The sequence below is a fragment of the Microbulbifer sp. ARAS458-1 genome, assembly GCF_045348205.1.
Lineage (GTDB): Bacteria > Pseudomonadota > Gammaproteobacteria > Pseudomonadales > Cellvibrionaceae > Microbulbifer.
The window spans coordinates 3637094-3661329 of the sequence record NZ_CP155838.1 but is presented as its reverse complement, the minus strand read 5'-3'; the positions used below and the strand labels follow the sequence as shown (position 1 = coordinate 3661329).

Sequence of the window (24236 nt, the reverse complement as noted above, 5' to 3'; positions counted from 1 at the left end):
GATGGCTGTATAGCTAACTGATTGTGGAAAAACCGGCTGTATTCGTCTTAACAATGTTACCTTCAAAAATCTTGTGACTTTCCCTGCCATACCCAGCAGAGCTACAGGTCAAAAGATATAAGTAGGGAGTAAAGGCAACATGAGTGCGAGTGCAGCCTCGAGCTGGCAGTCCTACTGGCAGCAGGCCGATGATAAAAAAGTCTGTGAGCTTGGTGGGACAGACCATCCGGCCATTAGTCAATTTTGGCACAGATTTTTTAGTGATGCGCGTCTAGGTGCAAAAAGTGCGTCGCGTAAACTGCGAATTGTTGATATTGCAAGCGGTAGTGGTGCGGTTTTTGAACATTTGTTTTCGATCGTCGATGAAGAGTGCTGTGATAGCGTGTGTGTTGATCTGTCATACGGCGCTGTAAAAGCAGTAAAGAATCGCCGGCGGGCTGTCTCCGGGGTAGTGGCCAATGGTTTGGCGCTGCCGTTTACGGAGAGCTGTGCAGATATTGTTGTGAGCCAATTTGGTATTGAGTATGCGGGATTTGAGGCTGTAACCGGGCTGCAGAGCCTGATTAGGCCGCGGGGGCGACTCGCATTGCTTTTACATCACAGAGGTGGCGCTATATATGATGAGTGTTATCACAATTATTTGGCACTGCGGGAAGTTCAGAAAAGTGGTTTTTTACAGGGAGCCATTGCTATGTTTCCCCATGCATTCAGTGTGCTGAAGGGGGAAGAGCGATCCGAGTATGAGCGAGTTTCAAAAGGATTGATTCCAGCATTTCGCCATATGGAGCGAATCATGGCTCAATACGGGAATCAAGTGGCGGGTGGAGTTGTCCGAAAGCTGTACCTGGATGTGGATCATATACATTCAAACCTGCCAGCGTTTGCGCTGCATGAAGTCGACGCCTGGCTTCGTCAGGCTGTCTGCGAGCTGGAGAGCTATGCAGAGCGCATGTTCTCCATGTGTCAGTCTGCATTAGACATTGAACAATTTGAGTCGTTGAAGAAGGAGTTGACTTCCGAAGGCTTTCAATTGTATGTCGCGGAATCACTTAATGCACCAGATTGCTCGGCGCCACTGGCCTGGTCCATTCTTGCTGCAAAAGAGAATTAGTAGTTTCTTTCCCTTTGCTGCGGTGAGTGGCTATGTCGCATCGACGGCCCGCTGTGGATATACCGTTTCCACAACGGTACTATGTGGTCCTGTCCCGGGACAGGTAGAAAGGAATTTGATAATTAAGTAGGGCATTGATATGAAACTAAAGATGATTTTTTGTGTTTTGTTGGGAATGGGGCTCTTGGCTGGGTGTGCGTCAGGAACTGGTGAAAAGGCGCCTGCTGCTAACCAGGGTGGCTCTGCCTCAAATAGCCTTGCCGCTACAGAAGAAGAGAAAATTTGTAAAGTACGAGCCATTACCGGGTCTCGATTTAAGCAAAAAACCTGCATGACTCAGGAAGAGTGGGACCGTATGGCCTACGAAACTAAGAAAATGTTGGAAGAAGATACACGTAGTAAGCCTACCAATTACTAGTAGCGCGAGAGTCTATTTCTCTATCCATAATGGTGTTGTTTGCGAAAGGCACTTTGGCTATCGAGGGTAAGCCAAGGTGCCTTTTTTGCGTTTGAGTGGTGTGAAATAGTGGCGGTTAGTCTTTTAAGTTTCAATTTGACTTTTGGGTCTTAAAGTTATGAGTGTGCCAGCACGTATCCAAGAGCGTCTGTATGAGGCAAGAGTACTCGTCGAAAGAGAGAAGTTCGATGAAGCGGAAAAGCTGTATCGAAAGTTACTCTCTTACTCTGGCTCAGAAGATGTGGTGTATCGAGAATTATTCCAATTTTATGTGCGGCAGAATAGGCCAAAGCAGGCGATGTCGTGTCTGGAAGAAATGGCACGTTTTTTTGAAGATGTTCCGGAATGGTGGCATCAATTAGCTCAGTATGCCCAGTCCCTTGGTGATCTTGAGAAGGCGATATTCGGTTATCAAATGTTTTTGGGGAGAGTGCCTGACCGCCCCAACTCCGTATACAACTTGGCGTATTTATTGAAACAGGTGGGAAAGCTTCATGAAGCGCTGACGTGGTATAAAAAATCCTTGGCGATGGGGATTTCGGGAGAAGAAGAGGTTTACACCAATATGGGGGTAATCCTGTCCGAATTGCGACGAGAGCCCGAAGCGCGTGATTGTTACCACAAGGCACTGGAAATTCGCGACGACTACTTACCTGCTATCTTGAACCTTGCCGCACTTTTTGAAGAGGCTGGTGACCAAAAAGCAGCCGCCACCCTTTATGGTAAAGCGTTGGTTGTAGATGCTAAATGTGTGTTGGCGATGTGTCGCTTGGCTTACCTCACCACCGCAGATCATTCGGGTGAACCTCTGATTCATAGCATATCTACTATGCTGAAAAATAGCTGGTTAACCAAGTCTGAATCCGAAGAGTTGAATTTTTCGCTTGGAAAATTGTTAGATGACTGTGGTGAGTATGAGGGAGCGTTTTCCCGCTATTCGGAAGCGAACAGGTTGGGACAATCAAGGTTTTCGCCTTATCAGAAAAACGTACAATCGCAGTATATTGATAACCTGATAAGTTCTTTTTCTGGCGATGTGCTGTCGGTTGTTGGTGATAGTCCGGATCGCGCGCCGATATTTATCTGCGGTATGTTTCGCTCCGGATCCACACTGGTTGAGCAGGTGCTAAGTGGGCATTCTGATATAACATCCGGGGGGGAGTTGGAGTTTTTTCCGCGCTTGGTTGCGGGGTTGGGGGACCGTTACCCTGGTAAGCTCGAAAGCCTTGGTGTAGGTTTTTACCAAAAAGTAGGTCGGGACTATCTCGATTTTCTTTCTGATCGGTTTGCGGTTGGATCAATTGTCACAGACAAGCGGCCAGATAATTTTTTGCATGTGGGGTTGATCAAGCGTGCGTTGCCGAATGCTCGCTTTATCTGGACCAGAAGAGGACTTCTGGATAACTGCCTCTCTGTGTACTTTCAGCAACTAGGTGGGGGGATGAACTACTCAGTTGACCTTGATGCGATTGGACATTTTTATGTAGAGCAGGAAAGGCTGATGCATTACTGGCAGAGTTTGTTTCCTGGCAGTATTTTAGAGGTGGGATATGAAAGCTTGGTGATGTCCCCGGAGAAAGAGGTCCGTAGGATACTTGATTTTCTTGGGGTCGCCTGGGAAGAGGGTTGTCTAGAATTTCAGCGACGCAATAATTATGTCAAAACTGCCAGCGTTTGGCAGGTTAGGAATGCTTTGCATACCGGTTCAATAGGTCGCTTCAAAAATTACCAGCCATATATTTCCGTGCTAAATAAATATTTGCAGGGCAATCAATAGCCTTGCTTTTTCTTTCGGTTGCCATGTTTACGGCGTAGTTTCTGGACTGGACACAGATAATAAAAAGGCACGGTGGTTTCCCACCGCGCCTTTTTTGATTGCCTAATTCGAAAGAATTAGAAATCTACAGAAACACCCAGGAAGGCGTAGCGACCCAGTGCGTCGTAAACGCCAGGGAAGGTATTGCCGTTACCATAGATGCCTGCACCTGCGTCAGCAGTCAGCGGTGGCTCTTCGTCCAGCAGGTTGCTGATACCGCTGCGAACAGTAACGTTGTCAGTGGCAGACCAGGCAGCGGCCAGATCGAAGTAGCTGATCGCGTCGAAGTCAGCACCGTTACTGCCGAGGTCGGTAACTTCACCGATGTAGCGCCAGCTACCGGTTACGTCGACGTTCCAGGGAGTTGCCCAGGTGGCACGCAGAGTACTTACGTACTCAGGAGTCGGGGTGCCACAGGAGCTGTTCCAGTTGCCAGCACAGCTTTCGATAGGCTCGCCGACGAACTCTTGCTGATCCCACTTGGTCAGGTAGGTGGCGATGTAGTTCATATCAATGGAGCCGTAAGCGCCAACATCAAAGCCGTAGTTAGCATTGATATCAACACCTTCGGTTTCGAAGAAGCCGATGTTCACATCGGTAGCGGTGATGCCGGCAGAGCCGATCCACAGGTTGCCGTTTGCGCCACGGCTTACTGCGTCACAGAACAGGGCATTGCCGGTTTCCGCACAGCGACGCAGTACGGTTTCCGGGTTGATACCTGCGATGGCTTCGGTTACCTGGATGTTGAAGTAGTCAGCGCTAACGGTCAGGCCTTCAACAAATTCAGGAGAGTATACGATACCGAAAGATACGGTTTCTGATTCTTCCGGTGCCAGGTCCGGGTTACCACCGCCAACATAGTTGTACTGGCCAGCCGGGGAATCGAAGTTGCCACCGTAAGTAGTGGAAGTAGTGCCAGTGTTGGCACACTGTGCTTCGCTGTACTCTGGGCCGATTACAACGCCATCGTCATCGGTGCGAGAGCCACAGGGGTCGTAAGTCATGTCGAACAGGCCGATCGACTGAGCGCGGTACAGTTCACGGATATTCGCGTGACGGACTGCGGACTGGAAGCTCGCGCGAACTTTCAGGTCGGTAGTCGGTTGCCAGTCAGCAGCCACTTTGTAAGTGTCAGTCTGTACGTCGGTGGAGTAGTCGGAGTAGCGGTAGGCTAGTTCCAGACCCAGGTACTCAGCGCCCGCCATACCGCTCAGCAGCGGGATATTGGCCTCGGTGAAGATTTCTTTTACGGAAAGCTTACCGTCTACTGGCAGGGTCGGACCACCTTGACCTGCACCTTCACCATTCTGGAAGCCAGAATCGGGAGAGTAGTTCAGGGATTCACGGCGGCTTTCGAGACCTGCAACGATCGCCACGCCGGTGTCAGCTGTCGGCAGCTTTACGCCGTAGTCAGTCAGGTCGCCAGTTACGTATCCAGAAACGATTTCCTGATCGGTAGTACCGCGAGCAAACAGGGGCAGCACCAAGTAGTCAATCGCTTCCTGAGTTACGCCACCTTCCTGGAAGATATTCCACGGCACACAGTTCGGATCGGAGCCGTCCAGTACGGATTGACAAACCGGATTGCCATCGACGTCTGCACGAACGTCCAGTGCGCGACGGATGCGAGTGGAGGACATGTCGTTCAGGTAAGTTTGCTCAAGGCTAACTTCTGAGTACTGGCCATAAACATCGTAAGCCCAGTTTTCATTGATGTCTCCACGAACACCGAATACGCCGCGGAAGGTAGTGTGACGCATATCGTCCTGACGGGGGCCACCTTCGACATTTCGACGGCCGATGTAGATAGCGCCAGGAGTGGTAGTGACCTCGCCGGTATCCGGGTCCGTGTTAACCACTTCCAGGTCGCTGACGAACTGGTCTTTACCCAAGCCGTACACGCCACAAATTGCGTCGTACTGTTCATCAGAGAGGAACGGGTTGCCACAGAACAGGTCATTGGTTACGAAGAAAGCACCGGATGGGGCGATCTGAGCAACGGTACGGTCGTCAGCGTACATTACCTGAGTGTAGGCTTCCGCATTCTCATTGATTTCGTAGTGACCGAAGGCACCCATGGTCCAGCGCTCATCCGGGCGCTGGAAGTAGTTCAGCGGGCCGTAGTTATACAGAGTGCTGAAAGGGGTAAAGCCGTCGCCGTCTACGCTGTAGTCGAAGCCTTCGGTAGTGTCGCCTTTGTTGGCACCGAAGTCAGTGAAACGGCCCCAGGGTACAGTGGAGGAGCCGCCGCAGCCGAAGGAGTCCGGGCTGCCGGAAACCGCACAACCACTGTAGTCGCGGTCTGCCTGCAGTACTGCATCAATTTTACGATAGTTGGCGTAAGCAGTTACGTTGCCGCGGCCGCCGTCCAGGTTTGCACCAATGATCATGGAGAAATCATTGGTTTCGCCATCAGTTACACTGCCGTCGGCTACATCGAAGCCGTTGGAGGTAACCAGATCCTGCATGTCGCTGTTGTTGTTGTTGTGCTGGTACACGCTGGTTTGAGACTCGAAGCGAACACCTTCGAAATCATCCATCATGATGAAGTTCACTACACCGGCAATTGCGTCAGAACCGTAAGTAGCGGAAGAACCACCCGTCAAAACTTCTACACGCTCAACCAAGGCGCCAGGAATTTGGTTAAGGTCAGCACCGGAGCCGCCAGCCAGCGGAGAGCCTGCAGGCATACGGCGACCGTCGATGAGAACCAGAGTTCGCTGAGAACCGAGACCGCGAAGAGAAACAGTTGCAGTACCCGTTGAACCGTTGGCTTGGCCAGCAGTTTGGGTCGCAGCTACTTGAGGGAGGTCGTTGATCAGGTCTTCTACGCGAACTACACCGGTAGCTTTCAGGTCTTCTGCGCTTACAGAAGTTACCGGGCTTACGCTCACGTCGTTAGCGCGCTCGATACGAGAACCAGTAACGACCACTTCTTCTACCATTTGCGCATCTTCTTGTGCGAATGCTGGCAGAGCAGGAACCATTATCGTAGCGGCTACCGCTACAGACAGGAGGTTCTTTTTCATTGGAAATCCTCTCTTGATCGTTGGATTTTTAGTGTGTTGCCAGGTTTGGCGTGTGCGGAAATGACTACCCCCAAGCGGTCATTTCCTTCCCAACGTGTATTTAACGGACTGGGATTAAGTTCCCTCAAAAAAAAATAAAAAAACCGCACGTTTAGATAAAAGTCACGTTAGTCATAAGTTGATGTTTTTTGCAGGACGATCGTCTATTAATTGGTGCGCGGGCAATTCGAATTGTGGAAATACGCGCAAAAAAAAGCCCCGCCAGAGGGCGGGGCTTAGAGGAGAGGTGATATTGATTTAGAACTGCAACGTCACACTTCCGTAGAAGAAGCGGCCGACGGTGTCATAGCTTCTCATCAGGGTGTTCATGTCATCGTAGTTGGTGACATACGGGGGCTGCTGATTCCACATGTTGCGGATACCACCGGTCAGGGTGACATTTTCCCAGCGGAAGTAGTTGAAGTTCACATCTTGATACCAGGTGGTATCAATATGGGTAGCCAGGGCCGCCGGTGATGGATCGAAGTCATCGACTTCACCCAGCATGCGCACGGTGGTGAATGCGCTCCAGCAATCGTATTCATAGCCCAGGGTTCCGTAGAATTTCCACTCCGGGAAGGCGACGATGGCGGTGGTTACCGGGTCGGCTCCGAAGTAGCCCGCCAGGTCGATAGTCGGGTCTTCTGGGCTGCCGCGATATTTCCACTCATGCAGGTAAGTGGCAGAGAGGTTGACACTCACTACACCGGGGCCCACATCCATGCTGTAGTCAAAGCCCAGGTCGACACCGGAGGTCTCGAAAGTGGATACGTTCTGGCTGTTGAGCAGCTGGCCGGCAATGGTGTTGTCGTTCGCACGGTATGGACTGGTGGGTGAGGGGCTGCTGCCCACTGCAGCCGCACCGGTAATCAGGTCACACAGCGGGGAACTGAACCCGGGGCTCTCATAACAACCCTGTACAATGGTGTTGGTGGTCAGAGTGCCAATCGCGTCGTCGATGTTGATGTTGAAGTAATCAACGGTAAACCCCATGTTGTCGGTCCAGGATGGTGTCCACACCATACCTAGTGTCCAGCTCTCAGACTTCTCGGCCTCCAGATCCGGGTTGCCGCCAAACAGGCCGGTGGCCTGCGGGGAAACGATTGCGGTTCCCGGGGCGATACCGTCCGCGGCACAGTTGGCCTGGACATTGGAGTTGAAGCTGCTGTCCCAGCCATTACAGGGGTCTGAATAGGTCTCGGCGGACACCGTCGGAGTCAGGTAGAGATCATCCAGACCTGGAGCGCGGAAGCCTTCGGAATAGGTGCCGCGGAAACGAAGCTCATCCAGTGGTGCGTATTCAATAACAGCGCCGAAGGTGGTATCGCTACCTATGGTGCTGTAGTCGGAGTAGCGGAAAGATGCCTCGAATGCGAGGATCTCTGCCCAGGGACGACCTTCCAGTACAGGTACGCGCACCTCGCCGTAGAACTCATCCACGCTGTAGTTACCACCCCAGGCATCGCCGTTCACGAAGTAGATCTGACCGATTTCGGCGGCGCCGTCCGGCACGATCTCTGTGCGTTCGGCGCGGTTCTCATAACCGACGGCCCATGCGGGCGCTTCACCGGTCAGGGCCCATTCGCCGAAGTCACCAACCAGGTTGGCCTGGAAGCTACGCAACGAAGAACGTTCAACCGGAGAGTTGGTCACCAGCGCATAGTTCTGCATTTCTTCGGTCAGAGTACCTGCCGCAAAGGGGTTCCAGGCGGTTACGCCGGTGGCGCCCACGGCAGCGGCACATTCCGGATCAGCCGCACAGGCAACAGGATCCAGCAGATTCTCGAAACGCACGGTATTACCGCGACCCCGGTCAATCTGGGTGTCGACCCAGCGGGAATAATTGTAGGACAGGTCCCAGGTCCACTCATTGCAGAATTCACCCTCGAGCCCGACGACGCCACGCCAGGTGTTCAGGTCCTGGGAGAAAGAGCGCCCACCGGTTTCTTCCAGACGGCGGCCAATGTTTACTGGTTCACCGATCGGATTATAGGGGTTGGTCACGGGTACTTCGGGCCCCCAGAAGGTACCCTCTGCAGCCATTAGCTGGTCGGAGCGGCGATTGACAAAAGACAGCTCGGTAAAGGCATTTACGTCGGTTACGTCTTTCCAGTCGTATAGCTCGTAAGTACCGTATCCATATATGGAGGCAACTTCCTGTGGGGTTGTCAGGTAACTGGCTTCAGCGAAGTTGTACCCGTCGGTGGTGGAGTTGAAGTTGCGCACAACGCCGGTAACCGGATCTACGATCAGCTGACGATCATCTGCAGTCGGTGAGAAACGTGCTGGTGTGGTAGTGGGACTGCCGCCACAGACTACGTTACCACCGGTTTCTCCCAGCGGGCACTCGGAGAATCGACGATCACCCTGCCAGATATCTTCGCGCTTGGTGTATTGCGCGTTCAACATGACATGACCTTTGTCGTTGCCGGTACCGATGGTCATTGCAGCCAGGTACTCGTCACCGTCGCCATGGGTGGAGGCGCCGTAGTCGAAGGTCAGCTCAGCACCTTCGAACCCTTTTTTGGTGATGATGTTGATTACACCGGCGATGGCGTCAGAGCCGTAAATGGTAGAGGCGCCGTCACGCAGGATTTCCACACGCTCGATCACTGAGGTGGGGATGGTGTTGAGGTCAACCACACCGGTGGCACCACCGGAGGAGCTGAGGCGGCGTCCGTTCATCAAAATCAGGGTGCGCGAAGATCCGAGGCCGCGCAGGGAAACGGTGGCGAGACCGCCACTGCCGTTGTTGACCGATGAACCCAATTGGCCGCCAGTCATTGATGGAATGTTTTGCAGGAAGTCTTCCAGTGTTGTCTGGCCTGACTGCTCCAGTTGAGCGGCATCAAACACACTGATTGGCGTGGCGCTATTGGCGTCCGTCGCACGCTGGATGCGTGAACCGGTGACAACAATTTCTTCTACTTCCTGCTGCACATCCTGCGCAAGAGAAACGGTAGAAAAGCTGGATGTAACGGCGGCAGCCGCGATCGCGCCCTTGATTGCCCGAGAAAGACGGGTTTTGTCCATGGTATACCTCTCCTGATACCGGTGATGTTCGCCGAATTGGCCATGCCCTTCCTGACAACTACATACATCTATCAACAAGAGGCTTGCTAACAACCCTAGAACAATTTTTTCAAGTTCAAGGATTTTCGTGAATGAAATTGCGCCTTTGGTACGTTTGCGCCAAATGTGACGTCAAAAACGGGGCAAAAAACGAACAGTGTGTGCGCTGGTTTTTAAAAGGTGCGTATGAAGTGCGCCTTAAAAACAATGGGCAAACAAAAAAGAGGTGTGCGCTGTGGTGATGGGCGGAAGATGTTCAGGGATCAGGATAGAGGGAAATTTCGCGGGGGGTGAAATGAATTGGCACCTGCTGCTTCACATGTTGAAACTGAACGTGGTGTACCAGTAGCGGCCGGTGAGTTCGTAGGTGCGTGCGTCGAAGTTGTCGTTGAAAGCCGACGCTGCAAATGGCGGAGCTTTATCCATCAGATTGTCGATACCGATTGCGAAACGAAACCCGGTGGGAACTGCGTACGCGAGCTGTACATCGTGCGTGGACCAGCTGGGAATATTGCGTGTTACGGTTGCGTCGTTCAGCGTAAAGCTTTCTTCCAGTTCACTGACAAAGTGGATGGTATATCCACTTTCCCAGCGTCCGCGCTGCCAGTACAAGCCGGCATTTGCCTTCCATTGCGGTAGCGAACCGGCACCACCGCTGGCAGAATCGGCAAAGGTGCCCGCAAGATCTTCTACCGGGCTGCCCGGGGCCAGCTGGTTCAGGTAGCGCGCCATATGGCTGCTGTTCATGGACCAGCGGATCAGTCCAAGCTCCTTCGACTGGTGTTGATAGCGCAGTGAGGCATCAATGCCACGCACTTCCCGGGCGCCGATGTTCAGGCGCGTCGCGACGACGCGGGTGATATCGCCACGTTCGTCTCTTTGCACCCGGTCCGCGAACACGCCGTTTATCGCGTTTTCATTGATCAGGTATTGTGGGCTGGTATCGATGACATCGTTCTGTCGAATATCGTACAAGTCCAGGCTGGCATGAAATCCGGTAAAGTCCCCGGGCGTCCAGACGATACCGAGGGAGCGGTTATCTGAGGTTTCCGGTTGCAGATCCGGGTTGCCACCGAATTCGGTGAGATACTGAATACGCGCCTGGTCGGCGCGCCCGCTGCAGCCGGGGAGGCTTGTCGCATTGCTATTGGTACAGGGATCGAACAGAAATTCCTGGCTTTGATAACCAGTCTGATTCATATCGACCAGCGTTGGTGCCTTGAAGCCGGTGGCGTAACTGGCGCGAACCAGAACCGTGGGTAGTGGGCGCCAGCGCAGCGCGAGTTTCGGATTGGCGGTATTACCGAAATCGCTGTAATCGGAATAGCGAATGGCGCCATCCAGCCAAAGATGTTCCGCTTTCAGAGGCAGGGATATTTCCGCAAAGGCTTCACCGATCAGGCGGTTTCCCTGTGCGGAGCCTGAGGCAACACCGCCAATCAATGAAAATCCATTGGCGTCGGTCGAGGTAAAGTCGATGGCTTCTCTTCGCACTTCGACACCGGCCGCGGCGAGAATATCACCGGCGGCGTTTTGCCCCAGTGGACCATCGGCGATATAGGTGAGCGAGGTCATGCGGCTGGCCCCATCAACACGATTGGCACTGCGAATATAGTCGAGCTGAGCCTGATCGATACTGCCGCTTTGCCCGAGCAAATCAATGGGGGTGCAGCCCGCGCTTTCCGTGCAGACATCCGGACCCTTGAGGCCAAGGGAGAGGTGGTTCGGGTCAATCAGGTTGGAGAGTGTCTCCCGCGCACGAGTGTAATGGGTGGCCGCTGTCAGCTCCCATTGCCAGTCGTCCATCAAGCCTTTGAAGCCCGTATTCAGCCGGTATGTGTCGGTGCCGTTGTATTGAACCCGTGGGCCTAATTCCAGCACCCGCTTGCGCACATCAGTGATATCTTCGCCAAACGGGTTGTAGATATTGTCACTGGTAATGGTCAGATCGCCGTTATCAAAACGGGTAAACACCGGGGTGGGTGCAAGGGTGGACTCGGAGCGGGTGCGCACGGTCATCAACTCGGCAAACCCTTGGGTGTCCGCACTCAATCGCTGGTTGAGTGCCAGGTAAAGAGATTGTCGCTCCGACGGTACCCGGGCGGATGTATGTTCACGGAAGTTATACAGGTCTTCCGGGGTCCAAGGGCCATAGCCGTCTTCGGTGTTGGTTACCACTTCGTCAGCGAGGGCAATAAAGCCCTGCGGGGAAGCGGACGAGCGCAGGTCGGTACCGCCAAGAGGGCGGTTATCTGCAGACGCGGACAGGTCGCGATCGCGGCTCAGGATTCCCCCCTGGCGATAGTCCGCCAGGCTGAGCATCAAATGCGTGTCCTCACTGCCGCCACCCCAGGTGACGCTGTAAGAGCTGGTGTCCTGGTCGCCACGCTCTGCCTGGCCGTAATAGGTGTTTACCGACAAACCGTCGAAGTCCCTGCGCAAAATAATGTTCACTACACCGGCAATGGCATCGGAACCGTACACCGCCGAGGCGCCGTCTTTGAGGACTTCGATGCGGTCCACAGCAGACAGGGGGATGGTGTTCAGGTCCGCAGCTTCTCCACCGAAGCCGTTGCTGACGATGCGTCGGCCATTGATCAGTACCAGGGTATTGCTTGCAGGGAGACCGCGCAGGGTGACGGTAGCCGTGCCATTACCCCCATTGGTGACCGAGGTGCTGGTCGAGTTACCAGAGACTGCAGGCAGGAACTTGAGCAGCTCCGATATGGTCTGGGCGCCGGTAATCTCCAGCTCCGGCTGCGCAAGTACATCAATGGGGGCGTAGCTGTCGAGCTTCAGGTGGCGTAGGTGGCTACCGGTCAGGCTGCGCCCGGTCACAATGACCTCATCTTCCAGTAGTTGTGTTTTGTCTATGGTGTCCTGCTCGACGCTCGGTTCCTTCGCCACAATGGCCACCGCATTGGTTCCGGTGTGGGTGAAGGTGAGGTCTGATCTCTCCAGCAGTTGGTTCAACGCAGGAGTGATACTGCCATCTGGGGTTTCCAGGTACAGTTGGGGAATCTGAGTGGACGAGGCGCTATCGGCCTGAACCACGAGGGAAATTCGGCATTGGCGCCCGAGGGTAATCAACGCGCGGGCAAGGCTGCCTGCGGGAACTTGTACTCCGGTTTTCGGGCAGGCGGCAAGACTACTCTGAGCGAGTAGCATCAGCCCTGTCAGAGACAGTGTTGCCCAATGCCGATTGTTCAATGCTCTCATCCCGCCCTTTTCCGGCACGATCAGCAACCGGAAAGCACAGCCTTTATTTCATTTGTGTTGTGGTCTGGGCAACCGGTCAGCTTTTGGCTAAAAAAAGTACGGTTTCCCCCGGGCGAGAGTTATATCTTAGTTACGCTTGGGTGACAAGAGAGTCAGGTTGGGGTCGCTTTGGTCCTGGCTCAGGTCGAGGGCCGCAGCGATGGCAGCAAGGGTACTCTCCGGGTCTGTCAGCTCAAACGTACCGGACAGTGTCTGATCCCCAACGTTGGGCGCGGCAGCGGCGGGAACCTTGAGATAGCGGTTGAGCTCTTCAAGCACCTCGTCCAGCGGAGTATGGTCGAAGACCAATTGGCCGCGAGTCCAGTCCAGTGCTTCATCTGCCGAAGTGCGCGCCACTTCGGAGAGCCCGCTGTTGGATACGCTGACTTTCTGGTTGCGGGTAAGCTTCACGCTTTCTGGCTGTAGCCCACTGGCAGTGCGGGCTTCGCTTACCGCCACGGTGCCGCCGGTGACAGAAACCCGGGTATTGTCAGGGTTGCGCTCGATATTGAACTGAGTGCCCAGCACCCGAATGTTGGCCTCGCCCGCGGCTACGGTAAACGGGCGGGAAGTCTGACGGGCCACATCAAAGTAAGCCTCGCCACGCAGCAGTTGGGTGCGGCGTTCGTCGCGACTGAAGTTGACGATGAGTTCGGAATTCGTGTTCAGCTGTACCTGAGAGCCATCTGCGAGGGACACAGTGCGGGTTTCGCCCACTGCGGTGGCGTAAATCTGCTGCTGTACCGGTGCTTTCTGCAGCCACTCATTGCCCACCCAAAGGGCAACGGCTAGGCAGGCGGCAACGGCACTGCCACCCATCAACCATTGGGGCAGGTTCCATCCAGTGCTGGCAGCCGCAGTGTCTGCTGGACCTGCGGCGGTGTTAGATGCTGGCTGAGAGGTTGCACGGTGGCTGCTGCTGGGGACGCTTTCCGGGTATAGGTCGTCCAGTGGCATGTGCGAGAGGGCGCCAAGATCGCCCCACAGCTCGGTCATCTCGTCAAACGCCTCACGGTTGGCGGCTGACCCGGACATCCAGGCGGCGAAAGCGCGGCGTTCAGCATCGCTGATCGCGTCGGAACGCAGGCGCGCGATCCAGGCGCACGCCTGATCGAGCCTGTCATCCATTGGTACTTCTTGTACTTCCTGAGGATTCACCGCACTAACACCTTGTTATCCGATAATCTATCGAGCTGCCTGTCAGAGTTGTCTATTGAGTAAATGGTGAATCTCTAGAACCATTTACGCCCGCTCGCACCAATATGGTGCTCTTTTGGGGCGTTCAAATCAACGCTTCTGTTCGTCCTGCGCAATTTATGCAATAAAAGTTCGCAAAATTTAGCACATTATCTATGTGGTTTCCGTTGTTTTTTGTACGGATGCTGCCACTCACAATTAAGACGATCGACTGGCCTCCCCCCTCAATTCTTTTTCAGGTTTTTTGCTGCACTGCGGTGCATCTCGATCCTGCAGTGCGCCAAGCTTGTTCAAAGGGGGTTCTCGAGGCAACAGAAGTGCGCCTAGCCGTGAGGTTTCTGCGGCGAGCGGCGCTGTGTGAGGGGAGCGCTCCGGCTCCGCAAAGGAAGGTGGCGCGTTACGCGGGGGTTCCGACTTTCTGGCGGCACACTTTGAGTGCCTGCAGGATGTATTTTTCAACGCTGCTCACGGAGATGTTCATCTCGTGGGCGATTTCAGCGTAGGAAAGGCCGCGGCTGCGGTGTAGCAGGAACGCCTGGCGACATTTCAGCGGCAGGCTGTCCATGGCCTGGTGAATGGCCTGCAACTGCTGGCGGGCAGCGAGGACACGCTCCGGGGATTGGTGGTAGCCGTGATCGTCATCGCCAGGGGTGGCTCCTTCCGGAGGCAGTTGCTGGCTTACGTACTCAATGTGCAGTTTGCCGCGGCGCAGCTGGTCTACCGCTAGGTTGTTGGCGATCTGGAACAGGTAAGCCCTAGGGTTCTCGAGATCTTTCTCGTCGCTGAGCTTTTGCAGGCGCAGATAGGCATGCTGGGCAATATCCTCCGCATCTTCGGTGCTGCGCACGATGCGTGTAATAAATCGCACCAGTGCCTGGCCATGATCGGCAAACAGCTTCTCCAGAAGTGACTTCCGGGCTCTACTCATTGGTTGGTGGGATCCCCGTACTGCGCTCGTTGTGTTTGTTATAAGGCGGGCATCGCCAGTTATAACACAGCTGCACAGCAATCGACGAGTGGTCGTTTTGACACGATAAGATGACTGAACCTGTCAAGTTGCTTTCAAACATCGTGCCTGATTACGCTGAGAGGCCAATTTTCATGACCGCTGGCGGATCTCTACTCCTCAGCGGTGATGCCGGTATAATGGCCGACTTTGCAAGTTTTGCGGCGGGCCAGAGGCGTCTGGCCCGTAACCAACTATCACATCGTGGCACCTTCATGGCAGTTGCCACTGCGGAGAACGAATGAGTTATCAAGTACTGGCGCGAAAGTGGCGGCCGCGGCTGTTTCGGGAAATGGTCGGGCAGGAGCACGTGCTCCAGGCACTGATCAACGCCCTGGACAACAACCGTTTGCACCACGCCTACCTGTTTGCCGGTACTCGTGGGGTGGGTAAAACCACCATAGCGCGAATTCTCGCCAAGTGCCTGAATTGTGAGACCGGGGTTAGCTCGGAACCCTGTGGGCAGTGTTCGGTGTGTACGGAAATCGCCGATGGCCGCTTTGTGGACCTGATCGAGGTGGATGCCGCCTCGCGCACCAAGGTGGAAGACACGCGAGAACTGTTGGAGAACGTGCAGTACGCGCCTACCCGTGGCCGCTACAAGGTCTACCTGATCGATGAAGTGCACATGCTTTCCAACAGCTCGTTCAATGCACTGCTGAAGACCCTGGAAGAGCCACCTCCCCACGTCAAATTCCTGCTCGCCACCACTGATCCGCAGAAGCTGCCCGTTACCGTGCTGTCTCGCTGCCTGCAGTTCAACCTCAAAAACATGAGCCCGGAGCGGGTGGTAGAGCATCTGCGCTTTGTGCTTGAAAAAGAGCTGGTACCATTTGAGGAGCAGGCCCTATGGCACCTTGGCCGCGCCGCCGATGGCAGTATGCGGGATGCCATGAGCCTCACCGATCAGGCCATTGCCTTTGGCGGCGGCAAGATCAGCGAGGCGGAAGTGCGTACCATGCTGGGGACTCTGGACAGCACCCTGGTGTGGAAGCTGGTACAGGCGCTGGCGGATGAAAATCCATCAGCATTGTTCGACGCCGTGGGAGAGCTATCCGAGCAGGCGCCGGATTACGGTGCAGCACTGGCGGAGTTGGCGTCCATTCTGCACCGCATTGCCATCGCCCAGGTATTGCCCGAGTCTATCGACAATGCCCTTGGTGATGCCGAGTTGCTTCGGCATCACGCGGCGTCCATGGCCGGAGAAAACGTCCAGCTGTTCTACCAGATGGCCCTGCTTGCACGTCGGGACCTGCCGCTGGCGCCGGATCCCCGCGGTGGTTTTGAAATGGCGCTGCTGCGCATGCTCGCATTCAAACCCCAGGGAGTTGCGCATATTCCCACGGCACCACTGGCCGGTGCGTCTGCGCAATCTGCCGAGGCCGAGCCGAGTGAGGTGGCGCAGTCGCCCGTGGAGGCGCCGCAAGCCCCGGTTTCTCCCCAGTTTCAGGATACGCGCTCGCAGCCGCAGCATTCACAGCCGCAAACGGTAGAGTCGCCACAGCAAGATCCCGCGCCGCCCTCCGAGCCCCGGCCCGAGCCACAAGTGCAGCCTGCACCTCCGGCGGACGAGGCGCCGCCTTGGGACGAAGAGCCTTCATCAATTCCGCAATCCCGGGAGGTGGCAGCGGAAGAGGAAAAAAAGCCCGCCGCTGAAAATGCCCCCGAGCCACATTCAGCTGGCCCGGCGGCAGAGGCCGTTGCCCAGGCGCAGTCGGAATCAATGCCGCGACGGGGGCCGGTAAGCGAGTTGGAATCTTGGCCTGGGTCGCAGTCTCAGCCAGAGCCTCCATCTCAAATGCAGCCCCAGCCACAGGCCGCGATGCAGGCAGAGGCCGTCTCGGAGCCTGCGCCAGCCAGCGCCGGGGATGATCGTGCGGCGATGCGCGAGCAGCTGCGCCAGCAGGTCGCCGAGGTGCAATCGGCACCGCCGCCGCCTTCTGCCGATGCCGTGCCGCAACCGGCCCCGGCTTCGCAGGCGCAAGCTCCGGTCGCGCGGCTGGAGGCCCTGACTCCGGGTAGTTGGCCTGCCATGTACCCACAAATGGGGGTGACCGGTATCCTGCATTCCATTGCCTCCAACCTGGAGCTACTGGGGCGGCAGGACAATATACTGTCTTTTACCCTGGATCAGACCCGCAGCAGTCTGTACGACGACGGCCATCAGCGCCGCCTTGCAGATGTACTGGGGGACTTCTTTGGTCAGCCGGTCACGGTTCAGATTCAGGTAGGGGAAGTGTACGGCGGAACGCCCGCGCAGCTGGTGGCGGCTACCCGCGAAGCGCAGCTGTTGTCGGCCCGGGACTCTCTTAACAAGGACCCGGTCGTGCAGGAATTACAGCGAGAGTTGGGCGCCCAGCTGATGCCAGACTCCGTTGAATATCTGGGTTGAGCCGGATTGGGATTGATCCAGGTTCGGGTTGACCCGGTTCGGGATGCCTTACCCTCGGGGTTTATCGGATTGATGAATCGAAATACAGAAGTAATGAGATAGATAGGTAATTGCCATGATGAAAGGTTTCGGCGATTTAATGCAGCAGGCCCAGAAGATGCAGGCCGACATGCAGGAGCGCATGGAAAAAGTGCAGCAGGAATTGACCGACCTGCGGGTTACCGGTGAATCTGGAGCAGGTATGATCAAGGTCACCATGAATGGCCGCCACGACGTGGTGGATGTGAATATCGATGCAGGCCTGCTCAGTGAAGACAAGGAAATGCTGGAGGACCTTCTTGCTGCGGCAGTGAACGATACCGTGCGCCGGGTGGAAGAGGCTGCGCAAAAGGTACAGAAAGAGCAGATGGGTAACCTCGGTGCAGGCATGAATCTGCCGGAAGGTTTTAAATTTCCCTTCGGCTGATTAATGTCGTTCGATAGGCCGGATGTACTCGTCCCTGACAATTTTTCGGGGCCCTGCGTGGGCCCTTTTTATATTTGAACGCAAACTATGTTCAGTCCCCTGATTGAAGACCTGATCCGCGCGCTGCGCTGTCTGCCCGGTGTGGGCCCCAAGTCGGCCCAGCGCATGGCCATGTACCTGCTGGAAAAAGACCGCGACGCCGCCGGCCTGCTCGCCAGTTCATTGCAGCAGGCGGTGGAAAAGGTGGGTCGATGCACACGCTGTCGAACACTGACTGAGCAGGATGTCTGTGCCCTGTGCAATAACAGCCGGCGTGACCACACCATGCTGTGTGTGGTGGAGACTCCCGCAGATGTGCTTGCCATCGAGCAGGCGGGCAACTACCACGGTCTGTATTTTGTATTGCACGGTCACCTGTCTCCCATTGATGGCGTGGGACCGGCGGATATCGGGCTGGACCTGTTAGGTGAGCGCCTATCTGAGAACGGTGAGGAGCATGGTGGTGCGGCTATTCGCGAGCTGATCATCGCTACCAACCCCACCGTGGAAGGGGAGGCCACTGCACAGTTTATTGCCGAGCGCGCCCGCGCCAAGGGTGTGGCAGTAAGCCGCATTGCCCATGGTGTCCCCATCGGTGGGGAACTGGAATACATTGATGGCGGCACCCTGGCGCACGCGTTTAACAGTCGTACGGTGCTGTAAAAGGTGGGATCTATTAATACTTCTGAAAAACAACTTGTGGATACCACGCCCATCTGGGTGGATGGTGACGCGCAACTCGCCGAGCTGTGCAGCCGCTGGCGTACGCAGAGTGCAGTGGCACTGGATACGGAGTTTATGCGCAGCCGCACTTTCTATCCTCAGCCGGCCCTGGTGCAGATTGGAGATGGCAAGCACTGTTACCTGATCGATAACCTCGCGATTGATAATCTGGAGCCGCTCAAGGAGTTGCTACAGGACACCCGCGTGGTGAAAATCATGCACTCCTGTAGTGAGGATCTGGAAACCCTGGATCGATTGCTCGGCGCTATTCCGGACCCCATCTTCGATACCCAGATCGCCGCCGCTATTTCTGGTATGGGAGCCGGATTGGGTTATGCAGCTACGGTCAGCCAGTTGCTGCAGATCGACCTGCCCAAAAGTGAAACACGCTCCGATTGGCTACAGCGCCCATTAAGTGATTCGCAGAAAAATTACGCGGCTCTGGATGTGGCCTGGTTGCCATTCGTTTATGGCATTCTGCTCAAGCAGCTGCGCCAGCAGGGTCGCCTCGACTGGCTGTGGGAAGACTGTACGGCGATGGTGGCAGCGGCACGTCAGCCAGAGCCGCCGGAACAGTATTATCTCAAGGTCAAAGGTGCCTGGCGCCTGCGCCAGAACCAGCTCGCAGTTTTGCAGGACCTGTGCGCCTGGCGGGAACGGGAGGCACGAGCTCGGAATATGCCTCGCAACCACCTGCTGAAGGAAAATGTGTGCTTGGCGCTTGCGCAGAATATGCCCAAGTATCTGGCCACTCTCGCGCAGCCCGGTCTCGAAGGCAAAACCCTGCGCCGTTACGGCGAAACCCTGTTGGAGATTATCGCCCGCGCCGCCGAGCGCGATAACCCTCCGGCGCGCCTGCCGCAGCCGTTGAACCGCGAGCAGGGCGAGGTGCTCAAGCTGCTGCGTAAAAAGGTCAGCGAACTTGCGGAAGCGGCGGGGCTGCCAGCGGAAATTCTGGTACGCAAAAAAGAGCTGGAAGTTCTGGTGCAGGCTCCGCAGCCACAATTGGAAGGGCGCCTGACCGGATGGCGTCGCGCTGTCGTAGGCGAGCCACTTTTGCAGGAATTAGAAGAACTGAAACGATGAGCAAACTGATCTGTGACATTTACCGCAGCCCGCGGCAAGATGAAATGTACCTGTATGTCGCCAAGCAGGATGGTCTGGCGCGGGTGCCAGAGAAACTGCGGGAAATGTTCGGCAAGCCGGTGCATGTGACCACGTTGCTGGTAACCCCGGAGCGCAAGCTGGCGCGCGCGGATGTGGATAAGGTCATCAACGCGCTGCAGGATCAAGGCTATTATCTGCAGATGCCACCGGTGGTGGATGATGAGATGCGGGCAATCGCTGCGCAAAACAGCAAGCTGTCTCGTGGTTAATCGGTATTCCTGTGGTTAGATCCTATGGTTAGCCAGCGGCCTTTCTGGCAGAGAAAATCCTTGCAGGAGATGACCACGCAAGAATGGGAGTCCCTGTGCGACGGTTGCGGACGCTGTTGTCTGCATCGGCTGGAAGATGAAGACTCCGGAGAAATCGCGACCACCTGTGTATCCTGCAAACTGCTGGATACCCACAGCTGCCAGTGCCGGGACTATTCCAATCGCAAACAGCATGTGCCGGACTGTATCCAGCTGACACCGCAGGGCGCGGCAGATTTCACCTGGCTTCCGGCAACCTGCGCATACCGGATTCTCGCCAGCGGCGGTCAGTTACCCGAGTGGCATCCACTGATAAGCGGTGATCCTGAGTCGGTACACAGGGCAGGTATATCGGTACGCGATAGTGTCATCAGCGAAACGGAAGTGCGCGCCGAAGACTATGAAGAATATATTGTTATCTGGTCTGGCGATGAGCCGGGCTGAAATAGAAAGAGATTAAAGAGCATTCAAATGGCAGAAGAGTTCAAGCTCGCCTGGGCGACATACGTTGCGGGTGTTGTAGTGTTGCTGGCGGCCGGCTGGTGGTTTATGCGCAACTGGGGTTGGTCCTGGGTGCGCAACCTTTTGCTGCTGGTCGGTGCCACGGTACTGTTGGTTCCCGCGCGCGGCACCGAAGCTGATGGCCCGCTGGTGCCCGTTTTACCTCTGTTTGTCTATCAGACCCTGTTCGAGGAAGACGGGGCCACCCCGGAGGTGTCCGCCAGCCTGGTGTTCGCTGCGGCTGGCGCTCTTGCCGTGATGCTGATTGTCGGTATCGTCATGCTCATGATGCGCCGGCGCAAGGATCGCCCTATGACTGAGAGTGACCAGTACTGACCGTTCATATCTCGTCCTCCCGTGCCAGATAGCCGCTCAGGCGGTTACTGGCGCCATTCACTACTTTCCTCCCGTCTCGCTTCAGCCGTCCGCGCCGCAAACTGCTATATCTAATTAAGCCCGTCGCAATTCAGCTGTTCGCACCAGCTGTGCGCAAATGATCAACAAACACAATAAGTGCCTGTCGTGGCGTTTGCTGTGCATGGAATGAAGGGACAGGGATGCTCGATCACCTGCTGATTTTGACTGCGGTCATGCTGGTCTCCGGTATTCTCGGGGGCCTGGTCAACTACTACCAGATGCTGTTTACCGAAGAAGATCCGGCGGGTCTGGCACGCTGCCTGATTATGGGGTTGTGTGGCGCCCTGATGGTACCCATCTTTCTCAAGTTCACCCAGAGTGATCTGCTGATCGAGATTCAGGGGGATCCCTCGCGACTGCTCATCTTCACCGGCTATTGTCTGCTCGCGGCGATTGCATCGCGTATGTTCGTGTTTAACGCTGCTCGCCGCCAGTTGCGTGATGCCAGCATTGCCCGCGCCCGGGTAGAGAATCTGGAGCAGGAAATCCGTGCGATGCAGCTGGAGATGATGCCGTTGCTGGAGCATGAGATTGAGGGAGATCCAGACCAGGGGCCGACACTCGACTTCAACCAGATCCGCAAGCTGGATGACAATGCTCTGCACGTGCTGAGTCTGCTGAACAATGGGGACTGTGTGTTCCGCTCACTGGCGGGGATGGTGCAGGAAGGCAGTATGGAGACCAACTCTGTGGCCCGCGCACTGAACAGCCTGTTGGTGCTGGAAATGGTGGGTAAAATCCACAGCCATCTGGGTATCCGCTGGTATATCACTGACAAAGGTCGCCAGGTAGTGCGCCGCCGCCGGTCGCAGCCCGCACAGTCGATCCCTGACTGATTTCCCATTTCAGGTCGCGCCGGTGGCTGTTTGACGGAGGCCAGGCACCACGCGGCCGCTGCCGTCATCCAATCTGACCGATTCCGCCTTTGGCCACCACCGGGCCATCCTTTACCATGTTCGTCTGCGATATTACGGCATTCGGAGCATTCATGAAGTTCACCGGTACTGACAGTTACGTAGCCACAGACGACCTGCAAATGGCAGTGGATGCCGCTGTTACCCTGCAGCGCCCGCTGCTGATCAAAGGTGAGCCGGGCACCGGCAAGACCCTGCTGGCGGAAGAGGTGGCGAGCAGTCTGGGGCTGAAACTGATCCAGTGGCATATCAAGTCCACTACCAAGGCCCAGCAGGGGCTGTATGAATACGATGCGGTATCGCGCCTGCGAGACTCTCAGCTGGGGGTGGACCGGGTGCACGATATCGGCAATTACATCAAGAAAGGCAAGTTGTGGGAGGCCTTTGCGGCCGACGAGCGGGTGGTGCTGCTGATTGATGAAATAGATAAGGCGGATATCGAATTCCCCAATGACCTGCTGGTGGAAATCGATCGTATGCAATTCTTTGTGTACGAAACTGGCGAGACCATTACTGCCAAACACCGTCCCATTGTGATTATCACTTCGAACAACGAGAAAGAATTGCCGGATGCGTTTTTGCGCCGCTGTTTTTTCCACTACATCAGTTTCCCGGACCGCGCGACCATGCAGAAGATCGTGGATGTGCATTACCCGGATATCAAGCAGCAGCTGGTGGCCGAGGCGATGGATGTGTTCTTCCAGATCCGCGAGGTCCCGGGGCTGAAGAAAAAGCCTTCCACATCGGAGCTGATCGATTGGCTGAAGCTGTTGATGGCGGACGATATCTCCGAGGACGTACTGAAAAACCGCGATGGGTCTTCGGCGATTCCGCCCCTCTACGGTGCGCTGCTGAAGAACGAGCAGGATGTGCATATGCTTGAGCGCCTTGCCTTTATGGCTCGTCGAGAAGGGCGCTGATTAGAACTGATTGAGGTGGCGGCGGTGCTGGCGGGTGGAGGTTTGCGAAACACGCCGTGAACCCATCCATGGGGGCTCTTCCACGAGGTCCCTCTCGCGGAAGGTTTCGCAAACCTCCACCCGCCAGCACCACCTTCGCCCGAAACAATTCACTTCGTCGTGCGATTATTATGCTGATCGGATTTTTCCTAAACCTTCGCCGCTACCAGCTCCCGGTATCCATTACCGAACTCCTCTCGTTGCTGGAAGCCCTCCAACAACGCCTGGTTTACGCCAATCTGGACGAGTTCTATTTCCTCGCCCGCACCTGTCTGGTGAAAGACGAAAAGCACTTCGACAAATTCGACCGCGCCTTCGCCGCCTACTTCAAAGACCTGGAAACCCTCGACGATATTCTGGAGCAGATGATTCCGGAAGATTGGCTGCGTGCGGAGTTTATGAAGCAGCTGAGCGAGGAAGAGAAGGCAAAGATCGAGTCCATGGGTGGACTGGAAAAGATGCTGGAGGAGTTTAAAAAGCGTCTCGAGGAACAGAAGAAAAAGCACAGTGGCGGCAATAAATGGATCGGTACCGGTGGCACCAGTCCGTTTGGCAACAGCGGCTATCACCCGGGTGGTATTCGTGTCGGCGGCCAGAGCCGCAATAAGTCTGCCTCCAAAGTCTGGGAGAAACGCCAGTACCGCAATCTCGATGACAGCATCAGTCTCGGCACCCGCAATATCCAGGTCGCTCTGCGCAAACTGCGCAAGTTCGCCCGCACCGGTGCCGCCGAAGAGCTGGACCTGAACGACACCATCCGCTCCACCGCCCGCAATGCCGGATTGCTAGATATCAAGATGGTGCCTGAGCGGCACAACGCGGTAAAAGTACTGATCTTTTTTGACGTGGGTGGCTCCATGGATCCATACGTCAAACAGTGTGAAGAACTTTTTTCCGCGTGCCGCAGCGAGTTCAAGCATCTGGAATATTTCTATTTCCACAACTTCATCTACGAACACGTGTGGAAAGACAACCACCGCCGCTACTCCGAAGCAACACCCCTCGTTGAAGTGCTGCGCACCTACGGCAAAGACTACAAGGTAATCTTCGTCGGCGACGCCGCCATGGCTCCCTACGAAATCACCAGCCGCTTTGGCAGTGTCGAACACATGAACGAAGAACCCGGCGCGGCCTGGATGCAGCGGGTCACCAATACCTACGAAAAACTTGTCTGGCTAAACCCTTCCTCCGAAGAGTACTGGCAATATACCGCCAGCACCGGAATGACCCAGAAACTGGTCAATGGGCATATGTACCCCATGACCATCGAAGGGCTGGATAGGGCGATTGCCTACTTGGTGAAGGGGCGTTGAATTCCGGAACCCGGTATTAAATTGACTCCCGTCATGCCACTGCTGTCCCACAGTTTGGGATAACTGAAAAAGCCTGAACCAATCTGGTTACAATGATTCTGCGAAGAAAACA

Annotated in this window: 18 protein-coding genes; 13 read left to right on the top strand and 5 right to left on the bottom strand. The window is 55.5% G+C overall.

Annotated features, from left to right (window positions below; all coding sequences use genetic code 11):
• Positions 1-139: 139 nt before the first annotated feature.
• The 3 genes from AAFH99_RS15360 (at position 140) to AAFH99_RS15350 (ending at position 3345) form a co-directional block, all read left to right on the top strand.
• The gene (locus AAFH99_RS15360) at positions 140-1111 is read left to right on the top strand and encodes a methyltransferase domain-containing protein (protein WP_406828170.1); all 972 of its coding nucleotides are present in this window, start codon (positions 140-142) and stop codon (positions 1109-1111) included.
• A gap of 139 nt (positions 1112-1250) precedes the next feature.
• The gene (locus tag AAFH99_RS15355) at positions 1251-1529 is read left to right on the top strand and encodes a hypothetical protein (RefSeq protein WP_406828169.1); all 279 of its coding nucleotides are present in this window, start codon (positions 1251-1253) and stop codon (positions 1527-1529) included.
• Between the two features lie 163 nt (positions 1530-1692).
• Positions 1693-3345: a tetratricopeptide repeat-containing sulfotransferase family protein gene (locus tag AAFH99_RS15350; protein ID WP_406828168.1), complete on the top strand. Its 1653-nt coding sequence runs from the start codon at positions 1693-1695 to the stop codon at positions 3343-3345.
• 116 nt (positions 3346-3461) lie between these two features.
• Here AAFH99_RS15350 and AAFH99_RS15345 read toward each other — a convergent pair whose 3' ends face one another.
• The 5 genes from AAFH99_RS15345 to AAFH99_RS15325 all read right to left on the bottom strand — a co-directional run bounded on the left by AAFH99_RS15345 (position 3462) and on the right by AAFH99_RS15325 (position 14907).
• Complete coding sequence (locus AAFH99_RS15345) at positions 3462-6413, bottom strand: TonB-dependent receptor plug domain-containing protein (protein WP_406828167.1); 2952 nt, start codon at positions 6411-6413, stop codon at positions 3462-3464.
• Between the two features lie 297 nt (positions 6414-6710).
• Positions 6711-9485 carry a TonB-dependent siderophore receptor gene (locus AAFH99_RS15340; RefSeq protein ID WP_043318952.1) on the bottom strand — a complete coding sequence of 925 codons (2775 nt, stop codon included), beginning with the start codon at positions 9483-9485 and terminating at the stop codon, positions 6711-6713.
• A 354-nt stretch (positions 9486-9839) separates the two neighbouring features.
• Entirely contained in the window at positions 9840-12743 is a 2904-nt protein-coding gene (locus tag AAFH99_RS15335) for a TonB-dependent receptor (RefSeq protein WP_406828166.1), read from the bottom strand.
• A gap of 126 nt (positions 12744-12869) precedes the next feature.
• Entirely contained in the window at positions 12870-13910 is a 1041-nt protein-coding gene (locus tag AAFH99_RS15330) for a FecR family protein (protein ID WP_406828165.1), read from the bottom strand.
• 466 nt (positions 13911-14376) lie between these two features.
• Complete coding sequence (locus tag AAFH99_RS15325; protein WP_043318946.1) at positions 14377-14907, bottom strand: RNA polymerase sigma factor; 531 nt, start codon at positions 14905-14907, stop codon at positions 14377-14379.
• 319 nt (positions 14908-15226) lie between these two features.
• On the opposite strand from AAFH99_RS15325, the gene dnaX reads away from it, so the two are divergent.
• The 10 genes from dnaX (at position 15227) to AAFH99_RS15275 (ending at position 24124) form a co-directional block, all read left to right on the top strand.
• The gene (dnaX, locus tag AAFH99_RS15320) at positions 15227-17377 is read left to right on the top strand and encodes a DNA polymerase III subunit gamma/tau (RefSeq protein WP_406828164.1); all 2151 of its coding nucleotides are present in this window, start codon (positions 15227-15229) and stop codon (positions 17375-17377) included.
• A gap of 118 nt (positions 17378-17495) precedes the next feature.
• Positions 17496-17843: a YbaB/EbfC family nucleoid-associated protein gene (locus tag AAFH99_RS15315; protein ID WP_043320333.1), complete on the top strand. Its 348-nt coding sequence runs from the start codon at positions 17496-17498 to the stop codon at positions 17841-17843.
• A gap of 87 nt (positions 17844-17930) precedes the next feature.
• Positions 17931-18545, top strand: a complete 615-nt coding sequence (gene recR / locus AAFH99_RS15310) for a recombination mediator RecR (RefSeq protein WP_043318940.1) — start codon at positions 17931-17933, stop codon at positions 18543-18545.
• A 3-nt stretch (positions 18546-18548) separates the two neighbouring features.
• Positions 18549-19691, top strand: a complete 1143-nt coding sequence (gene rnd, locus AAFH99_RS15305; protein ID WP_406828163.1) for a ribonuclease D — start codon at positions 18549-18551, stop codon at positions 19689-19691.
• A complete protein-coding gene (locus AAFH99_RS15300; protein WP_406828162.1) occupies positions 19688-19981 on the top strand; it encodes a YcgL domain-containing protein in 294 nt (97 codons plus the stop codon). The genes rnd and AAFH99_RS15300 overlap by 4 nt, the downstream gene beginning before the upstream one ends.
• Positions 19982-20005: 24 nt before the next feature.
• Positions 20006-20464, top strand: a complete 459-nt coding sequence (locus tag AAFH99_RS15295) for a YcgN family cysteine cluster protein (protein WP_043318934.1) — start codon at positions 20006-20008, stop codon at positions 20462-20464.
• A 27-nt stretch (positions 20465-20491) separates the two neighbouring features.
• Positions 20492-20857 (top strand): hypothetical protein, encoded by a 366-nt coding sequence (locus tag AAFH99_RS15290; protein ID WP_406828161.1) that lies wholly within the window; start codon positions 20492-20494, stop codon positions 20855-20857.
• A gap of 221 nt (positions 20858-21078) precedes the next feature.
• Positions 21079-21774: a YEATS-associated helix-containing protein gene (locus tag AAFH99_RS15285; RefSeq protein WP_043318930.1), complete on the top strand. Its 696-nt coding sequence runs from the start codon at positions 21079-21081 to the stop codon at positions 21772-21774.
• 152 nt (positions 21775-21926) lie between these two features.
• On the top strand, positions 21927-22772 hold the full coding sequence (locus AAFH99_RS15280; RefSeq protein WP_406828160.1) for an AAA family ATPase: 846 nt from the start codon (positions 21927-21929) through the stop codon (positions 22770-22772).
• A 170-nt stretch (positions 22773-22942) separates the two neighbouring features.
• Positions 22943-24124 carry a VWA domain-containing protein gene (locus tag AAFH99_RS15275; protein WP_043318927.1) on the top strand — a complete coding sequence of 394 codons (1182 nt, stop codon included), beginning with the start codon at positions 22943-22945 and terminating at the stop codon, positions 24122-24124.
• Positions 24125-24236 lie beyond the last annotated feature (112 nt).

Coding starts and splice junctions, on each gene's coding strand:
- AAFH99_RS15300 (WP_406828162.1), top strand. CDS start 19,688: ATGAGCAAACTGATCTGTGACATTTACCGCAGCCCGCGGCAAGATGAA.
- AAFH99_RS15295 (WP_043318934.1), top strand. CDS start 20,006: ATGGTTAGCCAGCGGCCTTTCTGGCAGAGAAAATCCTTGCAGGAGATG.
- AAFH99_RS15290 (WP_406828161.1), top strand. CDS start 20,492: ATGGCAGAAGAGTTCAAGCTCGCCTGGGCGACATACGTTGCGGGTGTT.
- dnaX (WP_406828164.1), top strand. CDS start 15,227: ATGAGTTATCAAGTACTGGCGCGAAAGTGGCGGCCGCGGCTGTTTCGG.
- AAFH99_RS15325 (WP_043318946.1), bottom strand. CDS start 14,907: ATGAGTAGAGCCCGGAAGTCACTTCTGGAGAAGCTGTTTGCCGATCAT.
- AAFH99_RS15275 (WP_043318927.1), top strand. CDS start 22,943: ATGCTGATCGGATTTTTCCTAAACCTTCGCCGCTACCAGCTCCCGGTA.
- AAFH99_RS15280 (WP_406828160.1), top strand. CDS start 21,927: ATGAAGTTCACCGGTACTGACAGTTACGTAGCCACAGACGACCTGCAA.
- AAFH99_RS15315 (WP_043320333.1), top strand. CDS start 17,496: ATGAAAGGTTTCGGCGATTTAATGCAGCAGGCCCAGAAGATGCAGGCC.
- recR (WP_043318940.1), top strand. CDS start 17,931: ATGTTCAGTCCCCTGATTGAAGACCTGATCCGCGCGCTGCGCTGTCTG.
- AAFH99_RS15340 (WP_043318952.1), bottom strand. CDS start 9,485: ATGGACAAAACCCGTCTTTCTCGGGCAATCAAGGGCGCGATCGCGGCT.
- AAFH99_RS15335 (WP_406828166.1), bottom strand. CDS start 12,743: ATGAGAGCATTGAACAATCGGCATTGGGCAACACTGTCTCTGACAGGG.
- AAFH99_RS15330 (WP_406828165.1), bottom strand. CDS start 13,910: ATGGATGACAGGCTCGATCAGGCGTGCGCCTGGATCGCGCGCCTGCGT.
- AAFH99_RS15355 (WP_406828169.1), top strand. CDS start 1,251: ATGAAACTAAAGATGATTTTTTGTGTTTTGTTGGGAATGGGGCTCTTG.
- AAFH99_RS15285 (WP_043318930.1), top strand. CDS start 21,079: ATGCTCGATCACCTGCTGATTTTGACTGCGGTCATGCTGGTCTCCGGT.
- AAFH99_RS15345 (WP_406828167.1), bottom strand. CDS start 6,413: ATGAAAAAGAACCTCCTGTCTGTAGCGGTAGCCGCTACGATAATGGTT.
- AAFH99_RS15360 (WP_406828170.1), top strand. CDS start 140: ATGAGTGCGAGTGCAGCCTCGAGCTGGCAGTCCTACTGGCAGCAGGCC.